General features: G+C 42.4%; 15 protein-coding genes. 7 read left to right on the top strand and 8 right to left on the bottom strand.

What is annotated here, in order from left to right; all coding sequences use genetic code 11:
* Window positions 1-7: 7 nt before the first annotated feature.
* From HMPREF9624_RS06415 to HMPREF9624_RS06380, 8 genes are all read right to left on the bottom strand, one after another.
* Complete coding sequence (locus HMPREF9624_RS06415) at window positions 8-805, bottom strand: hypothetical protein (protein ID WP_009537049.1); 798 nt, start codon at window positions 803-805, stop codon at window positions 8-10.
* 10 nt (window positions 806-815) lie between these two features.
* On the bottom strand, window positions 816-2,849 hold the full coding sequence (locus tag HMPREF9624_RS06410; RefSeq protein ID WP_009537048.1) for a DUF5702 domain-containing protein: 2,034 nt from the start codon (window positions 2,847-2,849) through the stop codon (window positions 816-818).
* A gap of 38 nt (window positions 2,850-2,887) precedes the next feature.
* Window positions 2,888-3,127, bottom strand: a complete 240-nt coding sequence (locus HMPREF9624_RS06405) for a Flp1 family type IVb pilin (RefSeq protein ID WP_009537047.1) — start codon at window positions 3,125-3,127, stop codon at window positions 2,888-2,890.
* A 204-nt stretch (window positions 3,128-3,331) separates the two neighbouring features.
* A complete protein-coding gene (locus HMPREF9624_RS06400; RefSeq protein WP_009537046.1) occupies window positions 3,332-4,756 on the bottom strand; it encodes a hypothetical protein in 1,425 nt (474 codons plus the stop codon).
* A gap of 108 nt (window positions 4,757-4,864) precedes the next feature.
* Window positions 4,865-5,692 carry a type II secretion system F family protein gene (locus HMPREF9624_RS06395; protein WP_242822628.1) on the bottom strand — a complete coding sequence of 276 codons (828 nt, stop codon included), beginning with the start codon at window positions 5,690-5,692 and terminating at the stop codon, window positions 4,865-4,867.
* Window positions 5,592-6,761 carry a CpaF family protein gene (locus tag HMPREF9624_RS06390; protein ID WP_009537044.1) on the bottom strand — a complete coding sequence of 390 codons (1,170 nt, stop codon included), beginning with the start codon at window positions 6,759-6,761 and terminating at the stop codon, window positions 5,592-5,594. The genes HMPREF9624_RS06395 and HMPREF9624_RS06390 overlap by 101 nt, the downstream gene beginning before the upstream one ends.
* An 8-nt stretch (window positions 6,762-6,769) precedes the next feature.
* Entirely contained in the window at window positions 6,770-7,858 is a 1,089-nt protein-coding gene (locus HMPREF9624_RS06385) for a P-loop NTPase family protein (RefSeq protein WP_009537043.1), read from the bottom strand.
* Window positions 7,859-7,899: 41 nt separating this feature from the next.
* The gene (locus HMPREF9624_RS06380) at window positions 7,900-8,295 is read right to left on the bottom strand and encodes a prepilin peptidase (RefSeq protein ID WP_009537042.1); all 396 of its coding nucleotides are present in this window, start codon (window positions 8,293-8,295) and stop codon (window positions 7,900-7,902) included.
* A 326-nt stretch (window positions 8,296-8,621) separates the two neighbouring features.
* Here HMPREF9624_RS06380 and HMPREF9624_RS06375 point away from each other — a divergent pair, with 326 nt between their 5' ends.
* From HMPREF9624_RS06375 to HMPREF9624_RS06345, 7 genes are all read left to right on the top strand, one after another.
* Entirely contained in the window at window positions 8,622-9,119 is a 498-nt protein-coding gene (locus tag HMPREF9624_RS06375) for a GNAT family N-acetyltransferase (protein WP_009537041.1), read from the top strand.
* Window positions 9,107-9,652: a manganese efflux pump MntP gene (locus tag HMPREF9624_RS06370; RefSeq protein ID WP_009537040.1), complete on the top strand. Its 546-nt coding sequence runs from the start codon at window positions 9,107-9,109 to the stop codon at window positions 9,650-9,652. The genes HMPREF9624_RS06375 and HMPREF9624_RS06370 overlap by 13 nt, the downstream gene beginning before the upstream one ends.
* A gap of 16 nt (window positions 9,653-9,668) precedes the next feature.
* Window positions 9,669-10,712 (top strand): A/G-specific adenine glycosylase, encoded by a 1,044-nt coding sequence (gene mutY, locus HMPREF9624_RS06365; protein ID WP_009537039.1) that lies wholly within the window; start codon window positions 9,669-9,671, stop codon window positions 10,710-10,712.
* A gap of 12 nt (window positions 10,713-10,724) precedes the next feature.
* Window positions 10,725-11,792, top strand: coding sequence for a MocR-like pyridoxine biosynthesis transcription factor PdxR (gene pdxR / locus HMPREF9624_RS06360; protein WP_009537038.1), 1,068 nt, complete (start codon window positions 10,725-10,727; stop codon window positions 11,790-11,792).
* The gene (locus HMPREF9624_RS06355) at window positions 11,779-12,303 is read left to right on the top strand and encodes a signal peptidase II (protein WP_036594892.1); all 525 of its coding nucleotides are present in this window, start codon (window positions 11,779-11,781) and stop codon (window positions 12,301-12,303) included. Before pdxR ends, HMPREF9624_RS06355 begins: the two co-directional genes overlap by 14 nt.
* A gap of 114 nt (window positions 12,304-12,417) precedes the next feature.
* A complete protein-coding gene (locus HMPREF9624_RS06350; RefSeq protein ID WP_009537036.1) occupies window positions 12,418-14,406 on the top strand; it encodes a sodium-translocating pyrophosphatase in 1,989 nt (662 codons plus the stop codon).
* A gap of 157 nt (window positions 14,407-14,563) precedes the next feature.
* Window positions 14,564-15,775: a dicarboxylate/amino acid:cation symporter gene (locus HMPREF9624_RS06345; protein WP_036594890.1), complete on the top strand. Its 1,212-nt coding sequence runs from the start codon at window positions 14,564-14,566 to the stop codon at window positions 15,773-15,775.
* Window positions 15,776-15,788 lie beyond the last annotated feature (13 nt).

Raw genomic sequence — 15,788 nt, 5'->3', positions numbered from 1 at the left:
GGGACTTTTAGTTTCCGCATCTTGGACAGGGATGCCGTCCCTCGGAAAGGGCTTGACTGAGTGGAATTTCATGTATGGAAGAACGCATGGCAGGACAGTCGGGACTGCTGTGATATCGTCTTCCCGCAGCGGTATAATATACAATTGCACTGTTTAATGAAGGTTTGCAAGCTTTACAGGGACAGAATTTTCCGCCGTATTTTGCACTGCTGCCATCAATCATTCTGGGACTACAACTTAAAAAGTCATTAGAGATATAGCTGCAATCCCTGCTCCTATGATAGACAAGGGAAGGCCCGTTGATTACATAAACCATTTCTTCCGGAGGCGTAGTTTCTTCCTCATCCTTTTCCCACCTTGCACCCTTTACACCTATCCAGGCTCTTCTGTGAGCTACGATTTCCTGGTAGATGGATTTTTTATTGATGATGGAGAGCGGAATCAGTTCTTCATATTCCAAGTCAAGAAGAATATCCTCTTTTGTAATATGGGATTTCCAGGCTCTTATATTGGTCATGCCTTCCATTTCCACTTCGATAGGAAGCGCCAGGTCCTCCAAGGCGGTTTCTCCGACGGTCAGAATTTCATCAATGTGCGGAACATCATTTATCTCCGTCTTTAAAAGACCGTAATGTTCCAGGTACTTATACATGCTGACACAACGTGCATTTTTCTCTAAAATAGCGGAAATTTTGATACTCCGGTTTAGAATAAGGAGCGGAGTCATCAGCATGACCATAGAAAGAATAAAAATGCTTAAGGAGAGTGAAGCCTCTATCGTCATGGAGGCAGAATAAGATTTCATAGGGACTCCTTTAATGACTCAGATTTTTGTATTTATAGTCGGAATGTAAGACCGATTGGTATCCTTCTTCCCCTGCATTTACGCCAATCATCTCCAGGAAGCCCTTATGATACAGGCTGTGCCTGGAATAAATTTCCGCATCCGTAGAGAGATAGTAAAGGCATTTATTTATTTGGAAGGAGGGCTCTTTATCCCGAATACTTGTCTGTATGTTTTTTTCCATGCAGTAAAGCATGGAGTCGTTTATTTTGGCTTGTGACAGTAAGCCTTTTGTGAATAAGGATATACGAAGATAGTCTTCGTAAGACAAACCTATATTTTCTTTCGGAATTTCTTCACCGGAAAGATAGGAGAGAAAATCTAAAAGATGGTTCAGTGAAAGAGTCCACGACTCTAAACTGTGCATTAGGGGAACGCGCTCATCATTTAAGAGTTCCTTTACATCAAGGAGGGACTGGGCAAAAGCCCATATCCCGATTACAAATGCACTAAAAACTGCAATTACGACCGGGTTTGCAGTGATTGCCAGAAAGCTTGTAACAAATTCTTCAACAGCTTCCAGTTTTTCGGGATCGGACATAATGTGGATAAAATTCATAGACTCTCTAAAGGCTAGAAGAGAGGTGACCTGTGCGGACAGGTTTTCATAGTCGCTTTTCTTTCCGTGCAGCAGGTATTCCACCTCCAAGCCTTTTGCATTGCTGTAAGGAGTGGTATGGGCGGATTCCTCCTTATGATAGGAATGAAAGAAACGGAGGGAATATTCCCCGAGCAGTCCGATTTGTATGGGATTTGCAGCGGACTCGGTAGAGAAGAGAGCGGAGGAAAAAGATTCCTCGGAAGAGGGGCATTCTTTTCCGCTTGGGAGGAGAAGCTCCAAGAGCTTCTTTTTTCCGATATCGTGAATACTTTCGAGGATTCTTTTGTTTTTCTTATTGATTTGCGTGACGGCTTCTCCGTATACGGGCATGGTAAGGGCTTGCCATGTGGAGATGGTGTCATTGTAAAAGTTGTCAATTTCTGCTTGCAGTCCGTTATCTTCATCATAATCTTCCTCCTCTTTTTTTCTCTTTCTGCGTCTTTCCCTCTCTTCTTCAATATATTCTTGAAAGCGTCGGACATTCTCCTCGATTCCTTCTATTGCAAAGTCTAAATTCTCGCATTGCGCGGGAAATCCATCAATCTTTTGCCGGACTCTTCCGCCATCATCCAGGTAGTTATCATAACTTTTCAATTGTGTTTCAATGGCGGCGATACCGTCTTCCTCCAAATTTTCCTTTTCTGTGGAAAAGTCATTCCATAGGGCTTCCACCTTGGACTTTAAAAGTTCTGCGCGAGCGTCATAAGAGTTCACTGTATTTTTCAGGCTGTTTAATGTAGCTTTCAGAGAAGACGAATAGCTGAAGAAAAGGGAAGCATCATGAGCTTGTAAAGAATAAAGAGCGTAGTGCTTTAAGGTCTCCGTTTTTTTACAAAAGCGGTCAATGTTGTTAATGCAGTCTTCAAGATACTCCACATCGTAATGATTTAAGGCATATTTTTCCTGTAATCTTTGTATGCTGTCGGCTTCCTTTTCTTTTTTGGAAGCCTCTTCCAGAATAGAGGGAATATCCGTACCGCTTTTCTTTTCTCCCAAAAACTCTATACAGTCTTTTGCCAGAAGAGCAGGCATATACTCCAATATTTCTTCTTCAAAATAATGACTTTCAGACAACAGTCCCCTGCCGGTAAAGGAGAAACCGTCTTTTTCTATTTTTGCCGGAAATAGATTCCTCGCATCGGAATAAGGTTTGATGAAGCTTTGCAGCTCTTCTTTCAGTAAGTTATCATCTCTGAATTCCAAGGCATAAATACGGTAGTTTTCCCAGAGAGGCCTGTGAAATTCTGAAAACAGAGATTCCATGGCGCTATTCAGGGCGGTTTGCATATAATACTTTTGTGCGATTGTCCTGGCTGATTCGGTAATGGTCAGAATGAGTGCGGCAATCAACACAAAGCTTAGGGAAAGGAATACCGTAATGGAGGCGGAATAATTCTTTTTCATGATTTTTCCTTTTGCCGGCGGGGCGGATGAATGAGGTACTATACGTTTTTCGCGTTGCTTTCAATCTTTTTTAAGATATCATTTAAAACTTTCTGAATTCTGTCTCGGAAGATGACGACCAAAGAAATAAGCACCACAATAATTAAGACCAGCTCAATTGTGCCGAGGGCGTCATTTCCGTGCAGCAGTTCTTTTCGCTTTTTCTTACACTGCTCCCAGCGGGAAAGGAGAAAAGCATCTAAGGAATATTGCAGTTCTGCCAAGTTTTGTAGTAGCATAAGGACCTCCTTTAAATGGGGCAAATATTGCCGTTATTGTTTTGCGTATTTTTTACGCAGGTGTATTACAAGGCGAAGAAGAATCGCTGTTTACCGAAGTCTTCCTCGCTGTAATGCTTCTTTAAATAATAAAAATAAGAACGGGAAGTGCTTTAATCTATAAAGTAGATCAAGACTTTTTAGAATAAAGTAATTAAAGGCTTTTTAGGATAAAGAAGTCATGGCGGGATAAAGAATCATCATCATGATGATAAAGAGTTGCATAAAGAGGGGGAGCAGGAGTTTGGTTCCTGCTTCTTCGCCCAATCTTTTTGCAGTTGCTTTTCTCATTTCAAAGGCTTCTTGCATTTCTACCTGCAATTGCAGACGTAGGTGTTTGCTTCCGTTTTTTCGATTTTGTTCGATTACACTGATCAATTTATTGTAGGGACGAAGAGAAATTCGGCCGGAAAAGGCGAGATAGGCATTTCCCTCACCGATATTACTTTTTAATTGATTTAAGAGAGTATGCAGCTCATCGTAGAGAGGATGATTTTCAAGACCGCAGGACTCTACAAGATACTCATATTGCTTGCTGATTTCCGTGAAGGCATTACGAAGGGAGAGACCGGCACCGAGATATACAACCAATTTGGAAACCAGTTCAGAATAGTCGAGTTCCAGAGAGTTTGCTCGTTTTTTCAAGTTTTCTTTTTTCTCTTCTTTGTCTTTTAGGGGGAGCAGAAATGCTGCAAAGAGTCCAAGAAGTGGAATGTAGAGATAAGCACGACTTTTCTCTTCTGAAAAATGAATTCTATGTCCTTCTATTTCTTGAGGAAGGTGGAGCTCTTCCGTTCCTCTTTCTTCTTGGTTCAGTATGGATATTTTTTGAATCAAAAGATCTCTTAGGTTTTCCAGGGAGTTTTTTTCTTCGGGAAGAATGCGAATTGGAAAAATATAACGAGGAGAGTAATAAAGATAATCCTCCGAATCTCGAACATAGTTTTCTAAATCGGCATTGGTCTTCTCCTCTTTCGGGGGTAAGATAATCGTACTGAGTTTAAGCTCGAGTTCTCCTTCTAAAATCTGATCTTGAGCAAGCATTTCATGATGGATTTTTCCTTTTTCTTCCAAAATGGGGCGGTAGCCCAAAATAAGATCCAGATTATGTTCCGAGCTAAGCTTTTCTTTTCCGTTGATTAAAGCTGTTGGAGAAAAGGACCAAGAGGCTTTGACATTTTCCTCCGGAAAAAAAGAGCTTAATCGGAGAGAGGATTTTATACCGTCCAGGCTTTCTTCTTCCGGGAGAATGAGACTCTCCATTCTGTCATGAAGCTCGGAAAAAAGTTTATCCGCTTCTTCCTTGGTATAAATTCTGGGCGAGACGGTAATATTCAGATTTTCTTTTCTCTGCGGATTCAGACCTTGAACTTGCAAGGGGAGACTGTATTCCGAGCCTCCTATCCCCTCTCGCTTTAAAGTATAGCCGGACTGTATATGGCTTTCTTCCTGCGTCTTAAGAAAGACGACGGAAGCGAGTAGAAGAGAAAGAATAATAAGGAGAGCTTGTTTCTTTAATATTGCCTCTTCTTTCGGACTGAAGGATTGTAGAAATTGATGCAAATATTGAAATAGTACCTTGTTTTTCATGGGTTCACCTTAAGAAGCAGGATTCAACGCCTTTAAATATTTCTGCGGCTGAATTTATCGCATTGATATTTCTTGTGGATGGATTTTTGGGTATTCCTGTATCCAAGTTTAAATGGGAATATTGATGATTTTTTGAGAGAGGTAAATTGCAAGGAGGTAGATGAAAAGAGCGATAGTCATGACGATTCTTCCCATAATGGAGTGATATAGAATATGAAAAAAATCAGGAGAAGATGCGTTTAAATACAGAATGATAAAGAAGGGAATGCAATTCATGATTTTCTGCTCAAAACGTTTTGCAGCACTGAGTGTCAATATTTCCTCATGGATACTCAGTTTGTCGTGAATGATGGAACTACTGTGTTGAATAATTTCCGAGAGTTCTCCTCCGGAACGTTTTGCGACGAGAAAAATCTCCGAGAAGTTATGAATATCATCCAATCCCGAACGTAGGGCAAAATTCGAAAGAGGCTCTTCCAGAGGACGATTCATAGCCAGACTTCGTTTAACTTGTTTCAGTTCTTCGACCATATAACTGTTTTCACCAAGTAGAGCGGATAAGTCGGGAATGGCGGCAATCAATGCATTCTCAATAGAGTAACCGGCACTTAAAAATGAATTTAAAATAGAAAGCATTTCTTTAAACTGAAAAAGCAGAAGCTCTTGTCTCTTTTTTCGCAGTGCCTGACGAAAGAAAAACGGAATCAGGAGGCCAAAGGGAATTAAAATGAAAAAAAGTAAAAACGAATGGTAGAAGGCATAAGAAAAGGCAAGAAGAATGCCAAGAATTTTTACAAGGATATAGAGATATTCTCCTAAAGAGATTTCATACTGCCTATAATCGACGGAGGAGTTTTTCTTCACGAGACAGATTCGACAATTTTTCCAGAACTTCCCCATTGTATTGATATAAGGTCTTAAGCTGAATTTCTCCATTCTCCACTCCTGTCACTTCGCTGATTTCCAAGACTCGCCGTTTGTGATCTTTGCTTCTCCCCAGATGCACCATGATTTCGATTGCCGAGGCAATCATGTTTCGAATAGAACTTAAGGGTAGATCCGCCCCTTGTAAAACCATCGTTTCCATTCGGCGCAACATGTCCCTGCTTGTGTTGCCGTGTCCTGTAGAGATACTGCCGTCGTGCCCGGTATTCATGGCGTTCAGCATATCTAGACATTCTTTTCCGCGGACTTCTCCGACGATAATTCGGTTCGGACTCATTCGAAGAGAAGCCTTTATCAGATCGGAAATGCTGACTGCCCCTTCGCCTTCCGCATTGGCATTTCTGGTCTCCAGAGAAACCAGATTCTCCACCTCCTGAATTTGTAATTCCGCACTGTCTTCTATCGTAATAATTCTTTCTCTCTTGGGAATATACTGTGATAATGCATTTAAAAATGTTGTCTTTCCGCTATTTGTTCCACCGGAAATAAAGATGTTATAGGAGGCCTTCACTAGGGACTCCAGAAATAAAGCGGCTTCTTCGGTAAGACTTCCAAGCTGAATCAGTTTTGCCATGGTTATGGGTTCCGGGAATTTTCGAATGGTCACGGTCGGTCCCTTCAGTGCAATCGGAGGAAGGACTACATGAACACGCGACCCATCCTCCAATCTGGCATCAACGATGGGACTTTTTGTATTGACTGCACGGTTTATTCTGGAAACGATTTGCTGGATTAGATCAAAGAGTTGTTCTTCACTTTGAAAGGAGCGGTTCCACTTTTCCATCTTTCCCTTTTTTTCTACGAATATTTCCTTTGGACCGTTAATCATAATTTCTGTCACATTTTTGTCGTCCAACAGTTCGGATAAAAGATCTAAGCGACGAAAGCTGTCAAATACGGCGGTTCTTAAATACAGCTTTTCCTGTAAACCGATGTCTCGTCTGTTTAGTAAGGCGCTGTCGATTTGTTGGTAGAGGTGAGAATCGGACATTTGCCTTTCTTCAAGATCGGTCAGCAATTCTCTTTTAATTTCCTGTTTAATATTGTCTAAGGCCAACATGTTTCCTCCTAGAGAATCATTTTTCTATATTGCTCCTTTTCTTTATCTTCCTCCTCATAGATATAGCGAAGCAGGAGGGATTCGGTATAATCCTTTAGGGAAGAGGACCGAAAATACTCTGCTTTTCCCTGGGCGGGATTGCACCATTCCGTAGAACCTATAGCAAAAGGAATTTCGCATTGTACAAACTTTTCCAGAATCTCTTCCGCCAGATTTTTTTTCAGATAGTTCCGGAAAAAGGCTAATTTCTCTTTGGAAATCGAGTCGGGGAGTATGGGCATAAAGATTTTTTTACACTGCGGAAAACAATCCAGGTATTTACTTAAGGAGCAGTCTGTATCCAGAATCAAGGCGGAAACCCCTGCATCCTCTGCCAGCTTATCCAGAAAAAGAGCAAGCTCACGAGAACTTATACTCTGGATATCTTCCGGAGAACGGACGGGGAGAATGGTGGAATAGCTTCCTCTGTCATAGCTTAATGCTTTGATAATTAAGGGGCTTAAGGTATTTTCTTTAAAGTGATAAAGAGCCTCGGTTAAGCACTCCCTTTCTTTTGCTTCATTACTTTTAAGGCTTGAAATGCCGGGAGAATCGGACGACTGTTTAAAGGCGGAACCTAACTCGGAAAGGGAAAGAAACAGCGTTTGTCTGTTTTTCCCTAAAACTTGCGCTATTTCATAGGCTAAGGCGGTCTTTCCCGACCGTCCCAAGGGACTGTAAATCATAAAAATATCTGCTCTTCCCTGTCCATTGCTCTCTAAGAGGGCGAGTTCACCGTATTGTAAAAGAATTTCTCTCATAATCCGATCTGCAGATTGGTATTTATAAATAGAGTTCTCTTTTTTCTTTTTGGAAAGAGGACTTTCTTCTGTTAAATAAAGCGTCCTTCCGGACTTAGGGGAAAAATGCAAAGACTTTGCATTCTTTTCCGATAAGAGAAGGAGATCCGAGTTTTTCTTTTTAAGAAACTCCTCCAGGCGTTCAGGAGTACTCATGGGATAAATTTGAAAGGGAAGTTTTGTATTTTGCCGTAGGTAGAGACTTAATCTTTTACAATACAGCTCGTCTTCATCATAAATAGTTAAAATTTTTTCCATAGAACTTCCTTTCCTATAGACAGATGAGAAATCGGTTTCGTTTAGCTTAACAGGGGAATGGCTGCCAAGAATAAGGCGAAGGCAAAGGGAATGTCTTCTTTGAGATGATAAAAGAGCAAAAAGGAAAAAATACAGGAAAGAAACAAGAGGGAAATACTTAGATTAATCGGGAGCAGGGAGAGGAGGAGAGAGAATAATTTCCAGTCTCCTCCTCCGCTTCCGGTAAAATAAAAGAGGGGATAGCTTAGCAGAAGAATCAGAAAAAGAAGAATCGGGAAAAGAAGAATAGAGTGTTTAGAAGAGTCGCTTTGCAAAAGACAGAAGAAGCATAGAAAAAAGAAAAGAAAGAATTGATTAGGGATTCTTCTCTCCAAAATGTCTTTTAAGGCGGCATAGAGTAGGAAAAGTAAGAGGACTTCGTAATGAGAATGAAGCATAGCTACCTCCTCTTCGGAAGAGTGTTTTTATCCCTTCCTGTACTGACTTCAGTATAAAGCGAGCATTTCGGAATGCCTATACTCGATATTCGGATATTATTTCTTCATGGATATTATCCTTAAACGGATAATGCGGAAAAGAGAAATAATGATATGATTTCCGGAAGGAAGATTGCTTTTTGAAAGAGAATAATGTATATAAAACAAAAAACTGTGCTCCATTCACAAATTCAGACAGAAAAAATTGTATAGTTTTTTTAAAAGTACGAGTGATATAATAAAAATTTACTATGTTATGAAAAGTAGGGGGAAATAAGGAGTAAAGAATGCAAATTCGTTTGGCAAGACAGGAGGATATTCCGGAGATTTGTCATATCTATGAGTTGGCAAGAGAACATATGCGGGCTGAAGGGAATACAAGTCAATGGAAAAAGTACCCGAATGAAACAAATGCGTTAGAAGATCTTGCAAATCAAGCCTTGTATGTTCTGGAAGAAGATGACATTCTGGGAGCCTTCAGCTTTTTTACAGGAGAAGAGAAAAACTATCGGAAGATTGAAGGCGGAGCTTGGAGAAAGGTGGAGCCTTACGGTACCATACATCGGGTAGCTTCTTCGGGGAAAAGGAGAGGGATTACGAAAGCCTGTTTTTCTTATTGCCTCGATAAGATTCCTTATCTTCGTATTGATACACATGAAAACAATCTTTCCATGCAAGCGGCTTTAAGAAATTTCGGTTTTCATTATTGCGGAATTGTTTATGTGGAGGACGGAAGCAGCCGCCTCGCCTTTGATTTTATAAAAGGAGAACCATGCTATTCATAAAAAGCCTTTTATTGGGAGTGGGACTGTCTATGGATGCAGTGGCGGTTTCCATGGCAAATGGTTTAAAGAATCCGCAAATGAAGGAAGAGAGAAAGTTGTCGATTGCCTTTTCCTTTGGCTTCTTTCAGTTTTTTATGCCGATTTTGGGCTTCTTTTTGGTAAAAAGTTTTGCCGGATTTGCACCGATTGTGATGAAATATGTTTCGGTGATTTCTACGCTTATTCTTTGCTATCTCGGGGCGCGAATGATTTTAAGCGGATACCGGAAGAAAAAGAATAAAGAAACGGAAGAAACAGAGGGGAACCTGCTTTTTCAAGCTGTGGGGACCTCGGTCGATGCCTTATCTTTGGGCTTTACTTTTTCGCAAGATTCTATCCCGAGAGTATTTCTTTCCGCCTTGATAATAGGCTTGGTCACCTTTATCTTATCTTACTGCGCCATACTTGTCGGGAAAAAGTTCGGTACGGTTTATGCCGGAAATGCGGATATACTGGGGGGAATTGTACTCGTGGCTGTAGCCGTTTTATTGTAAAGAGGAGACAGGAAGAATGGAGTTTTCGGGGGAGCTCTTAAGCTGGTTTAGGGAAAATGGAAGAGTTTTACCCTGGCGGGGAAAGAAAAATGCATATTATACTTGGCTTTCTGAAATCATGTTACAGCAAACCCGAGTGGAGGCGGTAAAGGGATACTTTTTCCGCTTTACTGAGCGTTTTCCCGACATAAAAAGCCTTGCCTTCGCGGAGGAGGAAGAGGTTTTAAAGCTCTGGGAGGGGCTGGGATATTATTCCCGTGCAAGGAATCTTCACAAGGGTGCAAAGCTCCTTGTAGAGAAATTTGACGGAAAAATGCCGAAAGACTATGCGGATATTCGTTCTATTCCGGGAATTGGAGAATACACCGCAGCAGCGATATCTTCCATCGTTTTCGGTGAGAAGAGGCCGGCGGTAGACGGAAATCTTCTCCGGATTTTTTCCCGTTGCGAGCTTTACGAAGGGGATATTCTTTCCAAAGAAGCAAAATTTGCTGCTTTTCAATATTTTCAGGAGAAAATGAGGGATTTTCCGGGAGATTTTAATGAGGCACTCATGGATTTAGGGGCAACAGTTTGCCTACCGAAGGGGAAAATAGATTGTGCTTCTTGTCCGATATCCTTTTTTTGCAAAGCGCATCGTGGGGGAAATCCGGAGGACTATCCGAAACGGCGGACAAAAAAACCCAGGAAAATAGAAAAATACAGTATTTTTGTCTTCCGAGAGGGAGATAGAATCGCGCTTGTAAAGCGCCCTAAAAAAGGTATTCTTGCGGGGCTTTACGCCTTTTATCAAGTGGCAGGCCATGTAAGCAAAAAGGAGGCTCTTGAAGAAGCAAGGAAACTTGGCTTTTCCGCCTTAAAACTACGGGAACTGGGAGCGACAAGACATATCTTTACCCATAAAGAATGGGACATGATTGGCTACGAAATAGATTTGGGGGAATTTCCGGAAGCGGTGGTGAAGGAGGAAGGATTCCGATTTTATACGAGGGAAGAAATAAAAAACAACTTGAGTATCCCTTCCGCATACGGGTTTTACAAGAGTTTTGTGCTATCTTAAAAGGAGTAGTCCATGGAGAAGCAATTCAAATACATCCGACTGTATAAAGAAATCCGAAGAGATATTGTGGAGGGACGCTATCGTTTTCAGGAAAAAATGCCCTCTAAGCGTATTCTTTCGGATACCATGGGAGTATCGCTCCTAACCGTGGAACACTGTTATGCTCTTCTGGAAGAGGAAGGCTATATCGAGGGGAGAGAAAGAAGCGGCTATTTTGTAAGCTACCAGGACGGTTTACTTTTTCCGGTAGAAGAGAAAGAGGATCCGGTTCAGGCTCTTTCGGAAATACCGGGGCAGGGCAAGGAGGAAATGAGCTTCTCGATTATCAGTAAAACGATACGAAAGGTACTCGGGAAGTATGGAGAAGAATTGCTGCGCCGTTCTGAAGCGCAAGGAAAGTATTTTCTTCGTACAGCATTAAAGGATTACTTAAGGAGGGCAAGAGGGATTTTTGTAACGGAGGAGCAAATTCTCATCGGCTCCGGAGCAGAGCATCTCTACTCTCTTTTAGCGCAAATTTTAGGAAGAGGGCAAAGCTTTGCGGTGGAGTCTCCCTCTTATGAGAAAATGCAGAAAATCTATGAAGCAAACGGAATTGAACTGGAATTCCTGGAAATGGGAAAAAAGGGAATTCACAGTGAGGCTTTACGTAAGGCGAAAAGCCGGATCCTGCATGTAACTCCGTTTCACAGCTATCCGAGCGGTGTTACCGCTACTGCGGGAAAAAGGCGGGAGTATCTGGACTATGCCAGACGAAAAAACGGATTTATCATAGAGGATGACTATGACTCGGAGTTCTCAGCTCTGGGAAAGCCGGAAGACAGCCTTTTTTCGATGGATGAGAGAAATTCCGTGTACTATATCAACAGCTTTTCCAAGACGATAGGACCCGCTTTCAGAATGGCTTACTTGCTCCTTCCGAAGGAGAGAGTAGAAGAAGACCTTCAAAAAATCTCTATTTACAGCTGTTCGGTTCCGGTTTTAGAGCAATGCTTGCTTACGGAGCTTTTACAGGGAGGAGAGTTTGAAAGGCATATTAATCGAATTAAAAGACGGAGGAGAAACAGTGCGACATTTTAAAATTGATTGGATATGGTACCTTCCCAAAGGTTTTGTACAACTTACTTGCCTTAGCGCGGCTGTTTTTTCTTTAGATCAAATATGGAAAAAGAAAATTAATCGGGAGAAGGAAGAAAATTTTCCGAAGAAATTAAAAGGCACGAGAGGAATGATAGAGATTCGAAAAGCGCATAATCCCGGATTCTCTATGGGTAAACTGGAGAAATATCCGAAGCTTGTGGGCTTTGTATCCATTTTTGCAACCGGCTTCCTTTTTTTTAGTTTACCTTATTTCAGCTATACCGTTGGAGACAACTTCTTGCTACAAAAAATCGGAACGGCCCTCATATTGGGCGGAGCCGGTTCCAATACCCTTGACCGAATAAGAGACGGAAAGGTGACGGATTATATTCATATTCGGATAGGAATGCTAAAAAAAGCGATCATTAATCTTGCGGATATAGCTATTTTTTTCGGTGCTTTTCTCTATGTTGTAGGTTTACTGTGGAAGCTTTGGAAAAAAATCACATAATTTATAGGAAAAAATTTCTTTTTTTAAATAAATAGTAGAAAATTCTATATTCGTTTGGTATTATGAGGAAACAACGGGAGAAGTGACAGTATTTTGATCAATGAGGGAGGAAAAATGAATAGTTTATTTTTCGCGATACCTGTTTTGGGTATTCTGGGTCTTTTGTTCGCGCTTTTTCAGGGACAGAAGATTCTGAAGGAGGATTCCGGAAATGAAAGAATGAAAGAAATTGCAAAGGCCATTGCAGAAGGTGCAGAAGCATTTCTTTTTGCAGAATATCGGATCCTTCTTTTTTTTGTTTGCAGCTTATTTTTGTGCATCGGATTCGGAACAAGAAGCTGGCTTAGTGCGGTAGCTTTTGTTTTCGGAGCACTGCTTTCCACTTTGGCAGGCTACTTCGGTATGCGTTCCGCAACAGCTGCCAATGTTCGTACTGCTGAGGCTGCAAGACAGTCCGGAATGAAAAAGGCGCTTTCGGTAGCTTTTTCGGGCGGTTCCGTTATGGGAATGTGTGTTTCCGGCTTCGGTATTTTCGGAGTGGGAATTTTTTACCTTGTTACGAAGGATGTCGGCGTCCTTTCCGGTTTTTCCCTTGGGGCTTCCAGTATTGCTCTTTTTGCTCGTGTAGGCGGGGGAATTTATACCAAGGCGGCTGACGTCGGGGCGGACCTGGTTGGAAAGGTTGAGGCCGGAATCCCGGAGGATGATCCGAGAAACCCTGCAGTCATTGCCGATAACGTAGGAGATAATGTAGGTGACGTTGCCGGTATGGGAGCGGACCTTTTCGAGTCTTATGTGGGAGCCTTGGTTTCCGCTATGACGCTTGGCTTCCTTTTAGAAGGAAAGTCGATAGAGGGTGTGGCTTTTCCGTTACTTTTAGCGGGGCTGTCTTTACTTGCCTGTGTTCTCGGCAGTGTTTTGGTGCTTGCTCTCGGAGGAGAAAATCCGAGTAAGGTTTTGAAAATGGCAAGCTATTCTTCAGCGCTGGCTGTACTGGTTTTTGCCTTTGGGCTTTCTCAATATTTCTTTGGAAACTTCCATGCGGCTCTGGCCGTGATGGCCGGTTTAGTTGCGGGTCTTGCCATCGGTGCTATTACGGAGTATTACACTTCGTCCGCTTACAATCCGGTAAAAGACATTGCGAAGCAGTCCGAAACCGGTCCGGCAACGAATATTATTTCCGGTATGGCAATTGGTATGCGTTCGACCGCTGTTCCAATTTTATTGATTTGCGTAGCAATTTTTGTTTCTTATCATGTGCTCGAACTGTACGGTATTGCGCTTGCCGCAGTAGGAATGTTATCTACCACTGCAATTACCGTTGCGGTAGATGCTTACGGTCCGATTGCGGATAATGCGGGAGGTATTGCGGAGATGGCAGGTCTCCCCGAGGAAGTAAGAAATATCACGGATCAGCTGGACGCTGTGGGAAATACTACGGCTGCTATGGGAAAGGGCTTTGCCATCGGTTCTGCGGCACTTACCGCACTCGCCCTTTTTGCTTCCTATGCGCAGGCGGTGGGCTTACAAAACATCAATGTATTGGACAGCCGTGTATGCATCGGTCTTTTTGTCGGCGCAATGCTTCCCTTCCTCTTCTCTGCATTTACCATGAGTTCGGTAAGTAAGGCTGCCTTCTCCATGATTTCCGAGGTAAGAAGACAGTTTAGAGAAAAACCGGGTATCATGGAGGGCACGGAGAAGCCGGATTACAGAACTTGCGTGAGTATTTCCACTCATGCAGCGCTACGAGAGATGATTATTCCCGGTGTTCTGGCTGTACTTGCTCCACTTGTAATCGGTCTTTTACTGGGGGCAGAGTCTTTGGGCGGCCTTCTTGCGGGAGCTTTGGTTTCGGGAGTCATGATGGCTATCTTTATGTCCAATTCCGGCGGCGCTTGGGATAATGCAAAAAAGTACGTTGAGGAGGGACATCACGGCGGAAAGGGATCGGAAACCCACAAGGCGGCAGTAGTGGGTGATACGGTTGGGGATCCCTTTAAAGATACATCCGGACCTTCTATCAATATTCTCATCAAGTTGATGACGGTTATTGCTCTGGTGTTTGCTCCACTCATTGTAGCAGTTGGTGGAATATTATAGAAAAAGCTTAACAAAGTAAAATATACAGGATATAATATACAAAGAAGAGATATTTTACTTGTATATTTTTAATAAAAATCCCTGGGTAGAAGTCTCTACTCGGGGATTTTTGTATAAAGCTTGGCGAAAAGCCGTGCCATATCCCTTGGGAGGAGGAATGGAAATGAAAAGAAAACTAGGTTTGGTACCAAAACTCATTATCGCAATTATTTTCGGTATTTTAATCGGGCAATATGCACCACTCGGACTTTGTAGTCTGATTGTGACCTTGTCCGGAATTTTCAGTAATTTTTTAAAGTTTGTAATTCCTTTAATGATTTTGGCCTATGTCAGTATGGGAATTGCGGATCTTTCTCAGGGTGCGGGAAAACTTCTGCTATTCACGGTGATTCTGGCATATGGCTCCACGCTGATTGGCGGAACGATTTCTTATTTGGTCTCTATTAATTTATTTCCAAGTTTTATGTCGGCGGAGGCAATGAAGCAGATTCAGGCGACGGCGTCCCAGTCAGTTGCGTCTTTCTTCTCTATCAGCATTCCGCCGATGTTTGATACCTTGTCGGCGGTAGTACTGGCTTTTATCATGGGACTGTGTCTGTCTACGATGCGCGGGAAGGAAATCGGGTCTACACTTTATGACGCAATGAAGGACTTCTCCGGTATCATCGATAGGGTTTTACACAAAGTGATTATTCCTCTGCTTCCGCTGTATATTTTGGGAACCTTTGTGGACATGACCCGTTCCGGAAAGACCTTTGCTATTTTGTCTATTCTTTGGAAGGTATTTATCGTTGTAATTATCATGCACCTTTGCTATCTCTTTGTGCAGTTTATTGTAGCCGGTACGATTTCAAAGAAAAATCCGTTTACCTTGATGAAAAATCAGATTCCGGGTTATACTACTGCGCTGGGAACACAGTCCTCCGCGGCGACAATCCCGGTTAACTTGGAATGTGCAAAGCATGACGGCATTTCCGAACAAATTCGAAACTTCGTCGTTCCCCTTTGTGCCAATATCCATATGTGCGGTTCCATGATTACGATTACGGCTTGCGCAACGGCAGTTTGCCTTATGAATCGGATTCCCATCAGTCTATCCACCGTGGTGCCGTTCATCATGACTCTGGGTATTGCGATGGTTGCTTCTCCGGGGGCACCGGGCGGTTCCATCATGACGGCACTTCCCTTCCTTTATATGATTTTTGGGAAAGAAGCGGGAGATCCGAACGGACCGATTTGCGCAATCATGGTTGCCCTTTACATCACGCAGGATTCCTTTGGAACGGCTTGTAATGTGTCCGGGGATAATGCAATCGGAGTAGTGGTCAATGAGTTCTATACAAGAATGATTGCCAAAGAAAAGAAGTAAATAAAGCGGAATA

The organism is Oribacterium asaccharolyticum ACB7, from assembly GCF_000238075.1.
Taxonomy (GTDB): Bacteria; Bacillota; Clostridia; order Lachnospirales; family Lachnospiraceae; genus Oribacterium; species Oribacterium asaccharolyticum.
This window is presented reverse-complemented; position numbering and strand designations above follow the sequence as displayed.